This is a genomic window from Halohasta litchfieldiae (assembly GCF_002788215.1).
Lineage (GTDB): Archaea > Halobacteriota > Halobacteria > Halobacteriales > Haloferacaceae > Halohasta > Halohasta litchfieldiae.
The window spans coordinates 2,961,104-2,975,148 of record NZ_CP024845.1 but is presented as its reverse complement, the minus strand read 5'-3'; the positions used below and the strand labels follow the sequence as shown (position 1 = coordinate 2,975,148).

The following is a 14,045-nucleotide window of genomic DNA, read 5'->3' as shown; positions in this document are numbered from 1 at the left end:
GTCGACCGACTGATTCAGTCGCCTCTGCGAGTAGTCGACACCACGGGTCGAATCGGGCTTGTCGGCCAACCCGAGTCTGCAGACCGAACCGGGCGGCTCCGGAGGAGCGATGAACCGGCGGCTCGGCCTCGCGGTCGTCGCAGTGGTACTCCTGCTGTCGACGGCTGGCTGTCTGTCCTACGTCACCGGCGGCGGCGAGGTCTCCGACGAGCGACTCGACCGGGAGCCAGCCCAACCCTACAGCTGGGACACCGACCGCGACGCCCAGCTCACGCTCCATACAACTGACGAGGTTCAAGCCATCTACCGCGTCGACGCCGACCAGCGGCTCCGGCTCTACCAGTCGACCGGGCTCGGCACCGAAGGTCCACTCGACATCTCGGCGGTCCGGTTCCAGTACGCAAACGGCACCGTGATCTCCGGCACCGAACTCCGCGATACCCCCGATGGCGAGGTCGAACAGACGCCCGACGAGGTGTATGTCACTGCGCCTGCTGACGGCCAACTCGCCTTCTCGGCGGATGCGACGCCACGTCGACTGTCGCTGCCCGTCTACGTCGAGGGCTCCTACGAGGTCATCCTCCCCGAAGACTACCGAATCGACTTCTTCCTGTTCGGTAACACCGCCCCGCGCGGTGCCGCAAGCGAGATCGTCGACAATCAGGTCCACGTCCGCTGGGCGGAGGTCACAGGGCCGATGGTTGTCGTCCAATACTACTTGGATCGGGATCTGTACGTCTTCGGCGGCGCGGTGGTGCTGCTGTCGCTGATCGGTGTCGGTGGTCTCTACTACTACCGTCGACAGATCGACCGCCTCCACGACGTTCGGGTCCAGATGGGCCTCGATACTGAGGAGGACGACGACAAAAAATGAAAGTCGGAATCGTCACCGTCGGCGACGAACTGCTGGTCGGCGCGACCGTAAACACGAACGCGGTGTGGCTCGCCGAACAGCTCACAAGCCGAGGCTGTACGGTCGACCGAATCACCACCCTTCCCGACCGAATCAGTGATATCGCCCACGTCGTCAACGAGTACCGCGCCGACTACGACGCGGTGATCGTTACTGGCGGGTTAGGACCGACACCCGACGATCTCACGATGGAGGGGGTTGCGGCCGCCCTCGGTCGGGAGACAGTCGACCACGACGCCGCCCGCGAGTGGCTCACCGAACAGGGCGGCTACTCGGCTGATGACCTCGCTGAAGGGACCGCCGAACTGCCCGCCGGCGCGCGCATGCTTCCCAACGAGGTTGGCGTCGCGCCCGGCGCGGTCGTCGACTCGATCTACGTGTTGCCGGGCGTCCCAGCCGAGATGAAAGCGATGTTCGAAGCGATTGCCGACGAGTTCGTCGGCGAGCCAATCTACACTGAGACAGTGGTCGCCGACGAGCCCGAAAGCGCGCTGGTCGACCGGCTGCGGGCGGTCCGAGAGGAGTTCGATGTGAGCGTCGGCAGCTACCCCGGCGAGTACGTCCGTGTGAAGTTCAGCAGCACCGATTCTGTGGCGGTTGAGGCTGCGGCTAACTGGTTCGAAGCGCGTGTGCAGTCACCCGACTCGGAGTCGACTGAGTAAGCGTCGAACGTGGATTAGCGAAACACGGACCGAATCCAGAGCAGTGTAATGACGATACTGACCGCGAGGACGACACCGGCGGTCGTTCCAATCGGCAGAGGTGGGGCTGTGAGTGGGATCATAGCCGATGTTGCACAAGCAGGGTTTTTAATCGTTCGTGTTGGTGTGTCGTGCTGCTTCCTGCTGTGTTTCGAGTTCTGCAAGCGCCTGTAACCGATCTTCGGTCGGCGGGTGGGTGACGAACAGCCAGCGTCTGAGGCGATACAAGCGTTTTCGGAGCCACCAGTAGGAGGGTTCGATGGTTCCATCGGGACCGAGCATCACCTTTTCGAGCTTTGCAGGCTCCAACGAGAGAATCGACAGCGAGGAGATTTCGGAGACTGCTCGCAGGTCACGCTCTGGGGTGTTTGTGATCTCGCTGTCGAGTGTTCGCAGGGCTGCCGCAAGCGTCGACGGCGAGCCACTCACGTGGGCGGCCGCACGGTCGGCAGCCAGTTCGCGGTGCCGTGACAGTCGTGCGGTGATCGCTCGCCCGCTAATCCACACTGCACTCGAAACCAGACTGAGCGGGACGGTGAGGATCGCAAACCCTTGTGGGTCCTCCAGCCGGTCGATACGGGATCGCAACCCATCGGCGAGGACGACCGGCAGCGAGAGCCCAGTCATCACCATTGCGTCGCGGTTCTTTACGTGGGCCAGTTCGTGGCCGATTACGGCTTCGAGTTCGTCGCTGTCGAGGGCCGTGATCGTCCCAGTCGACAATACGAGGTGGATGTTCCCCGGACGGATGCCCACCGCCATCGCCTCCGGCGCAGCCCGATCCGAAACCGCAATCGTCGGCGTCGGAACGCCGAGCATCGCCGCGACCTTTGTCGTTGTCTGATACAGTTCCGGGACCGTCTCGCGGTCGACGGGGTGGGCATCCGCCAACCCCTCAATCCGGCTGAGCTGACTGTACTCCAGATATCCGATACACAGGACCACGCCGCCGGTGACAATCGATGCGAGAAACGCTGCTCCACTGAAGCCGAAGATGATCAACAGCGCATAAAACACCGACCAGACACTGACCAGAAACAGGATCGTGACGACGACCACCAATCCAACAGCGACGATCATCTGTGACTGGAGTCCGACACGTGTCGACATAGATGTTGTTTTACTGACTGTAGAAAAAAGATTGTGATGGCTCGGACTGTCTTGTGGGTCGACCCACGGTCGACCGTGATAGCCCCAAAGCGACCGAACCGGAACTGGTTTAGAAATGACTGGAGCGGGTTCAGAGAGCCGGAGAGTCACGGTCGATGATCTGTCGACTGACTCGTATGCTTCCGCAACAGCTATTTGGGACCGACATAACATCGATGTACGTTCATGAGTGAACCCGAAACTGACGCCGAGGGGACAGATGAGGCAGTGTCGTCACCGGCACCCGGCTCAAATATCGCTACCACGAGCCAACCAGAGTCGGGAACACTCATCGAGGAGCCAATCATCCAAGCCAAGGATATCAACGTCTTCTACGGCGATGATCAGGCCCTCCAAGACGTCACGATGGATATTCCCGAAAAGCGCGTGACCGCGCTGATCGGCCCCTCCGGCTGTGGGAAATCCACGTTCCTCCGGTGTATCAATCGGATGAACGATCTCATTTCTGCGGCTCGCGTCGAGGGTGAGCTGCTGTTCGGCGGCAAAAACGTCTACGACGACGACGTCGACCCCGTCGCACTCCGGCGGAAGATCGGCATGGTGTTCCAACAACCCAACCCGTTCCCGAAATCCATCCGCGACAACGTCGCCTATGGGCTCGACATTCAGGGGTTCGACGACGATGTCGACGCCCGCGTCGAGGAGGCCCTCAAAGGCGCGGCGCTGTGGGACGAGGTCAAAGACCGTCTCGACGAATCCGGCCTCGAACTCTCGGGGGGCCAACAACAGCGACTCTGTATCGCCCGTGCAATCGCACCTGATCCGGAGGTCGTGTTGATGGACGAGCCAGCCTCGGCGCTCGATCCGGTCGCCACTTCGCAGGTCGAAGACCTGATCGCCGACATCTCCGAAGACTACACTGTCGTTATCGTCACCCACAACATGCAGCAGGCCGCCCGTATCTCCGACAAAACCGGCGTCTTCCTCACTGGCGGCAAACTCGTCGAGTTTGACGACACCCAGAAGATATTCGAGAACCCCGAACACCAGCGCGTCGAGGACTACATTACGGGTAAGTTCGGATAGTATCAAGAGCCGTTGTCGACTGTTTCACGTGTATTTTCGTGACATATCCGCTGTGGGAAATTCTTTTCTATCGGCTTGCCTCATAGGGGGATATGCCCCGAAACGAATATCAATCACAGCTTGCTGATCTGCGGTCCGACGTCCTCGAAATGAGCGATACGGTCGCCGAGCGCCTCGAAATGGCGCTCAACGCCCTCGAAACGAACAACCACGACCTCGCCCAACAGGTAATCGACGGCGATAGCGAGATCAACCAGCAGTATCTGGAACTCGAAAAGCAGTGTACGGATCTCATCGCGCTTCAACAGCCGGTGGCCGGCGATCTCCGATTTATCGCCGCCTCGTTCAAAATCATTACCGACCTCGAACGGATCGCTGATCTCGCGACGAACCTCGGCGAGTACGCCACCGCTGGCGAGACGAACCTCTTTCCCGACATCGACCTCCAGGAGCTGGGATCGGTCACACTGGAGATGCTCGATGAGGCGATGGCTGCGTACGCTGACGATGACCGAGAGAAGTGTTATACCGTCGACGAACGCGACGACGATCTGGACTACCTCTGTGAAGTCGCCAGCGATACGGTCGTCCGTGAGCTGATCGAGAGCGAACAGATGGACTCGGACGAAGACATTGAGGCGTTCATGGAAGACGTCTCGCGGTTCCTGTTGACGATCCGTGACATCGAGCGCATCGGCGACCACTCGGTCAACATCGCGGCGCGGGCGCTGTACATGATCGACAACAACGACGAACTGATCTACTGATCCTGCTGGCTTTTTAAAAAAGGATCGTCGACGGCCTTATTGGAAGCCGATCCGGCCGTCGCGGCGCTCGCCGAGCTGTTCGCGGCCGCCGCCGCCACGGAACTGATCTTCGATATCCTCGTAGTAGCTGAGGATTTCCTCAGTGACAGTCGGTCGCACCGACTCCATCGCTCTCCGGAAGTGCTGCATCTCGACCTCGGTCGCGTCGTCATCGTCCCGAAGCGCCTCGATAGCCGACTCGCGGGCGATGGATTCGAGATCAGAGCCGACGTAGCCGTCGGTGATCTCGGCGATCTCTCGCAGACTCACATCCGGCGCAAGCGGCGTGTCACCCGTGTGGATGCGGAGGATCTGCTCGCGGCCTTCTTCGTCGGGCTGGCCGATCATCACCAACCGATCAAATCGACCCGACCGAATCAGGGCGGGATCGATCATATCCGGCCGGTTGGTCGCGCCGATCACCATCACGTTGCCCATCTCTTCGAGCCCGTCGAGTTCGGTCAGGAGCTGGTTGACAACGCGTTCGGAAACGTTGTTGCCCATGTCCTGCCCGCGAGCTGGAGCGAGGCTGTCAAGCTCGTCGAAGAAGATGATCGTCGGGCTGACCTGCCGTGCCTTCCGGAACGTCTGGCGAATCGCCTTTTCTGACTCGCCGACCCACTTCGATAGCAGCTGTGGGCCACGCACCGAAATGAAGTTCGCGTTCGTCTCGCTGGCGACCGCCTTGGCCATCAACGTCTTGCCGGTTCCGGGTGGGCCGTACAGCAACACGCCTTTCGGCGCGTCGACGCCCATCCGGTCGAACTTCTCTGGGGAACTCAGCGGCCACTCAACCGACTCCTTGACCTGCTGTTTCGGCGATTCGAGCCCGCCGACATCGTCCCACGTGATCTTCGGCAGCTCGACCAGAACCTCGCGCATCGCGGAGGGTTCGACCTCGTTGAGCGCGCCGCCGAAGTCGCTCCGCTTGACGATCATCCGGTCGATCAGGCTCGGCGGGATATCCTCCTCGTCGAGATCGATCTCCGGTAAGTAGCGCCGGAGTGCTTTCATCGCGGCTTCCTTCGTCAAGCTCTCGATATCCGCCCCGACGAAGCCGTGGGTCTCGTCGGCCAGATGGTCCAGCGAGACATCGTCCGATAGTGGCATGCCGCGGGTGTGGATCTGGAGGATCTCCTTGCGGCCGACTTCGTCCGGCACGCCGATTTCGATCTCACGGTCGAAGCGGCCCGGTCGACGAAGTGCCGGGTCGACCGAGTCGACGCGGTTGGTGGCTGCAATCACGATCACCTGACCACGTGCTTCGAGGCCGTCCATCATCGTCAGCAGTTGGGCGACGACGCGGCGTTCGACCTCGCCGGTGACGTCCTCGCGTTTGGGCGCGATAGAATCGAGTTCGTCGATGAAGATGATCGACGGCGACTCTTCTTTCGCATCTTCGAAGATCTCCCTGAGCTGTTGTTCGGACTCCCCGTAGTATTTCGAGATGATTTCGGGGCCAGCGATAGAGAAGAAACTCGCGGAGGTTTCATTGGCGACCGCCTTCGCAAGCAGTGTCTTCCCGGTGCCCGGTGGACCGTGGAGCAACACCCCCTGTGGCGGCTCGATGCCGAGCTTTTTGAAGATCTGGGGATGCTTCATCGGCAGCTCGACCATCTCGCGGACACGTTGGATCTCGCTTTGCAAGCCACCGATGTCCTCGTAGGTGATGCCGCCGCCGGTCTTTTCGAAGCCGCTGATCGGCTCCTCGCGGAGTTCGACTTCGGTGTCTTCGGTGATCAGACAGACGCCATCCGGTTCGGTCTCGACGGCGATCAGTGGGATTGCTTGCCCCGGCGACCGCATGAATGGGTGATTCGTGGAACTCATCACGGGCACGATGTCGCGCTCGACGACCGGCCGCTTGAGGATCTGGCGTTTGACCATGCCCGCGGCGTCGGAACCGAACTGGACGCTCGCTTCTTCAGGCGGTGCGAGCACGAGTTTGTCCGCTTTTTCGGCCTCAGCCTTGCGGATCGTCACGCGCTCGCCGATGCCGACATCGGCGTTCTGGCGCGTGAAGCCGTCGATCCGAACGGTGTCAGTGTTCCAGTCCTGCCGGTCGGCCCGCCACACCTTCGCAGCGGTCGTTTCGCCACCCTCGATCTCAATGATGTCGCCCGGTGAGAGTTTGAGATGCAGCAGTGTGTCAGGGTCGAGGCGAGCGATACCACGTCCCGAATCGTTGGGGTACGCCTTCGCCACTTCGAGTTGAACTTCGTTCATAATATCCTTGGGAGGGTTACCCGTAGGTCGGTTCGTTCCGGGGATAAGTGCTTTGCTCCCGGAGGTGCGATACCGTCCGTTTGGACGGTGTCGACCGCTGTCGTCCCGTCACACAGGGATTGTGCCATTCTATACCATGCTTGTGCTGGAAAGTACAAATCACTACCGGGGATAGCCCTTCTGCTGGCAGCCACGTGAGAAAATCTGATACTCAGCCGTAACCACTGATTCCGCTGTTGGTTACCGTGCGAGTGGAGGGCAGTGGCGGCACGTCAGCAGGGGGTCAGTCAGTGGCTACTACTGAGCACATTCGTCTGTGGTTTCACTCGCTAATAATAGTACTGTCTCTCAGTATGTCAACTCGTATTCGACATATACGCCAACTCGAACTGGTCTGTCGGCCTACTGGACGCGGGTCCCCGGCTCGGAGTCGCCGTGAGTGGTCAGGATGTCGGCCTCATCGCCAGCGGCCAGCAGCATCCCGTTCGATTCGACGCCGAACAGTTCGGCCTGTTCCATGTTGGCGACAATGATCACGCGTGTCCCCGGCAGTTCATCGAGGTCGTGGAGTTCTTTGATGCCCGCGACGAGTTGGCGGACCTCGTGGCCGATGTCGACCTGTAGCTTGGCGAGTTTGTCCGCGCTGTCGACCGGCTCGGCGTCGACGATTTCGCCGACCCGGAGGTCGATGTCTTGGAATTCGTCGAAGCTGATTCGCTCGTCGACGATTGGTTCGAGATCGGTGGCCTGTTCGTCGTCTGTGTCGTCTGTCGTCTCTTCTGTCATTGTGTCAGTGTCCTCGTCGTCAGTGTTGTTTTCGTTGTCTTCGCCCGCAGTTGCGGCCGCAACTCGTTCGTCGAGTTTCTCGTTGAGTTCCTCGACACGCTCTTCTTCGATCTTCTCGAACAGTTCCTCGGGCTCCTCGAAGCTCCCTTGTGGGGCCTCGCGGGCAGCGTCGATCGTTCGGTCGGCCACATCTCCCTCCTCGCCGAGTTGGTCCCAGAGTCGACCGCAGGTCTCGGGCGCAATCGGCTGGAAGATGACCGCGAGTGCCTTCGCAAGCTGGACACAGTCGTAGATGACCTGCGCCGCACGTTCCGGGTCCTCGTCGGTCAGCTTCCATGGCTCGTTGCGCTGGATGTACTCGTTGCCGAACTGAGCGAGTTTAATTCCCGCGTTGCCCGCCTTCCGGATCGAGTAGTCGTTGATCGCTGCGCTGAACTCTTCGACTGCCTCGGCGATCCGGTCGTCGACTTCCTCCGAGACCGTCGCCTCCGGCGTCCCGCCGTAGTTGCGCGCCGCAAACAGCAGCGACCGGTAGACGAAATTCCCGAGGGTGCCGACGAGTTCGGTGTTGACGCGGTCGCGGAACTTGTCCCACGAGAAGTCGACGTCTTGCTGGAAGCCACCGTTAGTGGCGAGATAGTAGCGCAGCAGATCGGGATGGAACCCCTCTTCAAGATACTCGTCGGCCCACACCGCGCGATCCCGGCTCGTAGAGAATCCTTTGCCGCCGAGGGTCACGAAGCCGGAGGCCATGATTGCTCGGGGCTCGGTGTAGCCCGCACCGTTGAGCATCGCTGGCCAGAAAATCGAGTGGTGTTGGATGATGTCCCGGCCGATGACGTGGACGATTTCGCCCTCGTCTTTCCACGTTTCTTCCCAGTCGTAGGTGTCGCTCCCCACGCGCTCGGTGTACTGTTTTGTCGACGAGACGTACTCGATAGGCGCGTCGACCCAGACGTAGAGCACGAGATCCGAGTCGTCGTCGGGGTAGTCGACACCCCAGTCCATATCCCGGGTGATACACCAATCCTGCAGGCCGGATTCGATCCACTCGCGGGGCTGGTTCTGAGCGTTCGAGGTGCCTTCGAGTCGATCCAAGAACTCGGTGAGATACTCTTCGAACTCCGAGACTTCGAAGAACTTGTGAGTCCGTTTGTGGTACTCCGCAGGGTTCCCAGTGATCGTCGACTCCGGATCTTCGATCTCGCCGGGTTCGAGGTGGCGCTGACAGCCCTCGTCGCACTCGTCGCCGCGGGCTCGCTCGCCGCAGTAGGGACAGGCCCCCTCGACGTAGCGATCAGGCAGGTGTTGATCCTCGACGGGATCATAGGCCACCATGATCTCCTTCTCGTAGATGTGGCCGTTGGCGTCGAGTTCGCCGACGATCTCTTTGGTCAACTCGGTGTTGGTTTCGTCGTGGGTGTGGCCGTAGTTGTCGAAGTCGACGTCGAACCGCGGGAACGTCTCTTTGTAGGTTTCGTGCCACTCTAAGGCGAACTCCTCGGGGGAGACGCCCTGTTTTTCGGCGTTGACCGCGACCGGGGTGCCGTGCATATCGGAGCCGGAGACGAAGGCGGTCTCTTGGCCGAGTGTTTCGAGCGCGCGGGCGTAGACGTCGCCGCCGACGTAGGTCCGCAAGTGGCCAACGTGCAGGTCGCCGTTTGCGTACGGCAGCCCGCAGGTCACCACCGCAGGAGTGTCGGTTGGGAACTCGTCGTGACTCATTGGCTATGAGTTGCCGAAGATGCCCTAAAAGCCGCTGATTCGCAGTCGCCAGTCGACCATCCTCTTGAGCACCCCGAGTCGACTCATCGCACGACGGTCACAGGGGTTGGAGCCCGACGAACGACGGTCTGGGCGACACTCCCGAGCAACACCCGAGAGGCCCCTGTCCGACCGTGGCTCCCGATAACGATGTGGGAGATCTCGTTTGTCTCGGCGAAGTCGACGATCTCCCGCGCTGGGTTACCGACGGTAGTTTCGACGCGAAATTCAGCCTCGGAGTCGGTTAATGTGGCTTTCACCTCCGCGGATAGCTCTGCAGGCCCCTCTTGGCGCTGCTCCTTGAGCCGTTCTTTTATCAAATCGATACCCGCTTCGAGTGAGCCGTCGGCGGCTTCGATGACACGCAGCAGCACGATCTCTTCGTCATTCCAGTTAGAGACCGCATACTCGGCTGCTTGCTGGGCTGGACGTGAGCCGTCGTAGGGAACGAGGATTGCCATACCCAAACTCGAGTAGCAACGAGCAAAAAGGCGACTACGACCGGATTCGGTCGAGATCAGCGAGGAACGAGTTCAGCGACTCCCGGCTCACATGTGGCATACAGACGATCCGGAGCTCTCCGCTGGCGGTGCGGGAGATCCGCCACCCCTGCTCGCGGAGCGACTCGAACGTCGACGGTGCGAGTGAGGCCGCAACCAGCGGCAACACTGGGTCGACGGTTTCGATGCCGCGAGCCGCAAACTCGGCTGCCAGATAGGTGGCGTTGTCCATCTGTTCGCGGTAGCTGGTGCGGTAGCCGTCGGGCCACAGCGCCTCCATCGCCGCCAGCGCACCGGCGACCCCGGCTCCGCTTCGCGTGCCGGTCAGCGTTGCCTGTGAGGTGGTCTCTAAGTAGGGTGTGTCGACCGCTAGCGCATCGAGTGTCTCTTGCTCGCGGGCGAGAAACCCACCGGCCGGAACCGGCGCTTGCCCGAACTTGTGGGGGTCGATTGCCATCGAGTCGATGGGGGCGTCGGTAAACGACCACTCGTGGTCGGTAAACGGGAGCATGAACCCGCCCCACGAGGCGTCGACGTGCATCCGTGCGCCCGATTCGTGGGCAATCTGTGTGAGCGCACCGATTGGATCGATTCGACCGTACTCTGTCGTTCCGGCGACACCGATTACGACGACGGTGTCGGCGTCGACCGCCGCCGCTGCCGCATCGAGGTCCGCCCGAAAGGCGTCGTCGACCGGGATCGTTCGGAGCTCGATGCCCAACACCTCGGCGGCTTTGGTGACGCTGAAATGGGCGCTCTCGGGGGCGACGATGTTCGGATCGGTTGTCGAAGCCATGTTCCGGGCCGCGCGGACGGCCTGAATGTTGGCCTCGGTGCCGCCGCTGGCGAGGTAGCCATGTGGCGAGTCGAGTCCAGCGATCTCGCCGAGCAAGTCGACGGCCTCGTCCTCCAGTTCGGCGACCATTTCGTAGGTCGCTGGATCACCGGGGTTGGTCGACAGAAAGCCGAGCGCCTCCTCACGGGCGGCTGGATGTGGGACCGTACACATCGAGGAAAGAACGCGGTCGAAATCCTGCGGCGTTCGACGCCGAACACGTTGCATCAATGTAGTATACCGGCGAGCGACGTTTAGCTTCTACGGTCCGAAACGTCGTGTTTGTTTATAAATAAGGAGAGATTCCGGTGCTGAACTGCCGTTCAGAACGCTCGGAGATCGTCGAGGACGGCCTCGGCGCTGCCGTCCGCGATGACTTCACGGGCAGTTTCGAGCCCAGTCTCGATGGAGTCGACGTCCTCGCGGGCGTAAATTCGAAGCGCGGCGTTGAGCGCGATTGCATCGGTGAACTGGTCGTCGCGGTCGCCTGCCAGCACTTCTTCGGTGATCGTCGCGGAGTCGACGGCGATGTCGTCGACGTTGAGATCTTCGCCCTCGAAATCCATCCCGTACTCGGCGGTCTCGATTCCGTAATCGGTGAACTCTCCGTCTGTCCATTCGGCTACCTTTGTAAATCCGGGCCTAATGTCATCGTAGCCTTCCATTCCTTGGAACATGATCACGCGGTGCATGTCGTGATGTTCGCTCTCGGTGAAGGTGTCGGTAATCTTCTTCGCGAAGGCCAGATGGTAAAACGAGCCGAGGTGGACGTCGGCATTGGCAGGGTTTGCCAGCGTCTCGATAGTGTTGACAAAGGTCCGGACACCCATCATATCCCGGCGGTCGAACAGTTCGTCGATGACGGGATTGAATGCTGGCTGATAGTAGAAGCCGAAGCCGGTTTCGTCGACCATGTCAGCCGACTCCTGTGGCGTCAGTTCGGTTGCAACGCCGAGGTCGTCCAGTACGTGTTTATACGAATCCTGTTTCTGGGTCGGCACGCGGTCACCGGAGTGAACGACAATCGGGGTTCCAGCCGCGGCGGCGACGACACCTGCACCGACGCCGAGGATGGCGGATTTTCCCTTGCCGTCGTAGTTGGCTCCGCAGTCGACTGGATCGCAATCCGGTTCAGCATAGTCGACGTGTTCACACATCACGTCGGTGTAGGCCGCCAACTCGGTGGGGGTGTTTCGCTTCCAGCGGTTTGCGAGCCAAAAGGCCCCGAGCGTGGTGGGGTCGGGCGCGCCTGCGATGATACGTTCGAAGGCTTCGGTCGCCTGCTCCCGCGTCAGGTCGTCTGCTGATTTGTGGCCGGAGCCACAGACCTCGGTCATCAGTCGCTTCAGGGGCCACTCGCCGAATGTTTCGGTCGCCTGAGCCATACAGGGTGTTGGTGCGTAGCATCCAAAAGACTCCCGTTGTCTTCCCACTGCGTGAACAACTCCGAAAGCGGTAGATACCCTCCCCACCTATTGAAACCAATGAGTATCGAGGCCGATTGGCGGGCGGATCTCGACGCGGTCGACGCAGCCCTGATCGACGACTACCAAAGCGGGGTGCCGGTCGCCGCTGACCCATTTAGGGAGATGGCAACCGATCTCACCGCCGAAACGGGCGTCGACCTCACGTCGACCGACGTGCTCGACCGTGTCAAGCGACTCACCGACCGCGGGATCTTCCGCCGGTTCGGGCCTGTTCTCAACCCGCCCGTCATCGGTAGTTCGACCCTCGCAGCGGTTCAAGCACCCTCTGAACGGTTCGACGAGGTCGCAGCCACGATCAACAGCCACCGCCAAGTCAACCACAACTACCGCCGGGACCACGAGTGGAACATGTGGTTTGTCGTCACCGCCGGTTCGCAGGCGATGCGGGATTCGATTCTCGCCGAGATTGAAGCCACAACCGGCTGTGACGTGCTGAATCTCCCGATGTTGACCGACTACTACATCGATCTGGAGTTTCCCGTCGTCAATGACGACCGATTCGCTCGGGAGAGTCTTCAGTCGACGACTGTCAGTGCAACACGGATCTCCGAGGAGGCTGTCGGTGGTCTGAGCCAGCTCGAAGCCGATCTGTTGCTCGCGATTCAGGGCGGGTTCCCGCTGAGCCTTACGCCGTACCAAGACGTTGCTGACACAATCAAGGCCGACGTGTCGGACGTGCTGGCTGCCATCGAGCGTCTGCTCGAAACCGGCTGCATCAAACGTATCGGCTGTGTCGTCAACCACGTCGTCACCGGCTTTCAGAACAACTGTATGGTGGTCTGGGACGTCCCCGACGACAAGCTCGACGAGTGGGGCCAGCAGGTCGGCAGTCTGCCGTACGTAACGCTCTGTTATCACCGCCCCCGTCGACCCGACCAGGGATGGCCCTACAATCTGTTTACGATGGTCCACGGCCGGGAGGCTGAGGCGGTCGACGCCAAAATCGACGAACTCGCCGCCGACTACCTCCCAGTCGACCACGAACGGCTCTACTCGACTGAAACGCTCAAACAGACCGGCGCACAGTACGAACAGCTGCTTGCCGACGCCCAGTAGGCACTGACTAACCGACAGATGAAAGGTCGACTGGTACCCAGTAGCGGGTATGAGCGACGAGCGGCCGAAACCCAGCGAGTTCGGCACGAACGACGACGCCCCATCGGTCGACGAGAAACCGTACAAGATCATCTTCGAGGCGAACAAATGCTTCGGCGCGGGTCGGTGTGCTGAGGCCTCGAAGAACTGGGAACTCGACCTCGATACCGGCGTTGCCAACCCACGGGCGTACTTTCTCGACGAGTCGGAACTCGACGAGAACATCAAAGCCGCCGAGCTGTGTCCCGCAAAAAAGGGCGACGGCATCATTCATATCATCGACCGCCGGAAGGATATCGAACTCGCGCCCGATCCGCATGGCGATGGCTCGCTGAGTGTCGACTGGTAGCGTCGACATCGAAACCCACTTTTGTTGGATAAGCAAAGTACGATTGGGCGAGGGTGGCTGAGCCAGGCCAAAAGCGGCGGGCTTAAGACCCGCTTCCGAAGGGATCCCTGGGTTCGAATCCCAGCCCTCGCATGAGTGTGGTGTGGTGCGAGCGAACGCGAGCACCATCCGAATCGTTCTGACTGGATTCGAATCAGGGAGTAGCTTCGCTACGACCGTGGTTCGAATCCCAGCCCTCGAAGTATGCTATTATTACTATGTTCCAACAACGTCTTGTCGACCAGCCACACTCGCAGACAGCTGTCGCTCACCGAAGAGATCTCGTAGAAACAGGCTTACTCGCCCACACGAAAGGAAAAAGTCTCGCGTAGGCGAGTTGCCTTGATT

Annotated in this window: 12 protein-coding genes and 1 tRNA gene; 7 read left to right on the top strand and 6 right to left on the bottom strand. The window is 60.7% G+C overall.

Features of this window, described 5'->3' with window-relative positions:
- Window positions 1-109: 109 nt before the first annotated feature.
- Complete coding sequence (locus tag HALTADL_RS15060; protein WP_089670822.1) at window positions 110-874, top strand: DUF5803 family protein; 765 nt, start codon at window positions 110-112, stop codon at window positions 872-874.
- Complete coding sequence (locus HALTADL_RS15055) at window positions 871-1,575, top strand: competence/damage-inducible protein A (protein WP_089670823.1); 705 nt, start codon at window positions 871-873, stop codon at window positions 1,573-1,575. The genes HALTADL_RS15060 and HALTADL_RS15055 overlap by 4 nt, the downstream gene beginning before the upstream one ends.
- A gap of 147 nt (window positions 1,576-1,722) precedes the next feature.
- Here HALTADL_RS15055 and HALTADL_RS15050 read toward each other — a convergent pair whose 3' ends face one another.
- Window positions 1,723-2,724: a M48 family metalloprotease gene (locus HALTADL_RS15050; protein WP_245708342.1), complete on the bottom strand. Its 1,002-nt coding sequence runs from the start codon at window positions 2,722-2,724 to the stop codon at window positions 1,723-1,725.
- A 225-nt stretch (window positions 2,725-2,949) separates the two neighbouring features.
- Here HALTADL_RS15050 and pstB point away from each other — a divergent pair, with 225 nt between their 5' ends.
- Both pstB and phoU read left to right on the top strand, forming a co-directional pair.
- The gene (pstB, locus tag HALTADL_RS15045) at window positions 2,950-3,810 is read left to right on the top strand and encodes a phosphate ABC transporter ATP-binding protein PstB (RefSeq protein WP_089670824.1); all 861 of its coding nucleotides are present in this window, start codon (window positions 2,950-2,952) and stop codon (window positions 3,808-3,810) included.
- Between the two features lie 92 nt (window positions 3,811-3,902).
- Window positions 3,903-4,577 carry a phosphate signaling complex protein PhoU gene (gene phoU, locus HALTADL_RS15040; RefSeq protein ID WP_089670825.1) on the top strand — a complete coding sequence of 225 codons (675 nt, stop codon included), beginning with the start codon at window positions 3,903-3,905 and terminating at the stop codon, window positions 4,575-4,577.
- Between the two features lie 36 nt (window positions 4,578-4,613).
- Here the strand turns inward: phoU and HALTADL_RS15035 are convergent, their stop codons facing one another.
- From HALTADL_RS15035 to HALTADL_RS15015, 5 genes are all read right to left on the bottom strand, one after another.
- The gene (locus tag HALTADL_RS15035) at window positions 4,614-6,842 is read right to left on the bottom strand and encodes a CDC48 family AAA ATPase (RefSeq protein WP_089670826.1); all 2,229 of its coding nucleotides are present in this window, start codon (window positions 6,840-6,842) and stop codon (window positions 4,614-4,616) included.
- A gap of 402 nt (window positions 6,843-7,244) precedes the next feature.
- On the bottom strand, window positions 7,245-9,353 hold the full coding sequence (gene metG / locus HALTADL_RS15030; protein ID WP_089670827.1) for a methionine--tRNA ligase: 2,109 nt from the start codon (window positions 9,351-9,353) through the stop codon (window positions 7,245-7,247).
- A gap of 83 nt (window positions 9,354-9,436) precedes the next feature.
- Complete coding sequence (locus HALTADL_RS15025) at window positions 9,437-9,853, bottom strand: universal stress protein (protein WP_089670828.1); 417 nt, start codon at window positions 9,851-9,853, stop codon at window positions 9,437-9,439.
- Between the two features lie 34 nt (window positions 9,854-9,887).
- Window positions 9,888-10,955, bottom strand: coding sequence for a tyrosine decarboxylase MfnA (gene mfnA / locus HALTADL_RS15020; protein WP_089670829.1), 1,068 nt, complete (start codon window positions 10,953-10,955; stop codon window positions 9,888-9,890).
- Between the two features lie 95 nt (window positions 10,956-11,050).
- Window positions 11,051-12,112: an anthranilate phosphoribosyltransferase gene (locus HALTADL_RS15015; protein WP_089670830.1), complete on the bottom strand. Its 1,062-nt coding sequence runs from the start codon at window positions 12,110-12,112 to the stop codon at window positions 11,051-11,053.
- A 99-nt stretch (window positions 12,113-12,211) separates the two neighbouring features.
- On the opposite strand from HALTADL_RS15015, the gene ahbB reads away from it, so the two are divergent.
- From ahbB to HALTADL_RS15000, 3 genes are all read left to right on the top strand, one after another.
- On the top strand, window positions 12,212-13,270 hold the full coding sequence (gene ahbB, locus HALTADL_RS15010) for a siroheme decarboxylase subunit beta (RefSeq protein ID WP_089670831.1): 1,059 nt from the start codon (window positions 12,212-12,214) through the stop codon (window positions 13,268-13,270).
- 49 nt (window positions 13,271-13,319) lie between these two features.
- On the top strand, window positions 13,320-13,658 hold the full coding sequence (locus tag HALTADL_RS15005) for a ferredoxin (RefSeq protein WP_089670832.1): 339 nt from the start codon (window positions 13,320-13,322) through the stop codon (window positions 13,656-13,658).
- A 47-nt stretch (window positions 13,659-13,705) separates the two neighbouring features.
- Window positions 13,706-13,790, top strand: a tRNA-Leu gene (locus HALTADL_RS15000).
- The last annotated feature ends 255 nt before the right edge of the window (window positions 13,791-14,045 follow it).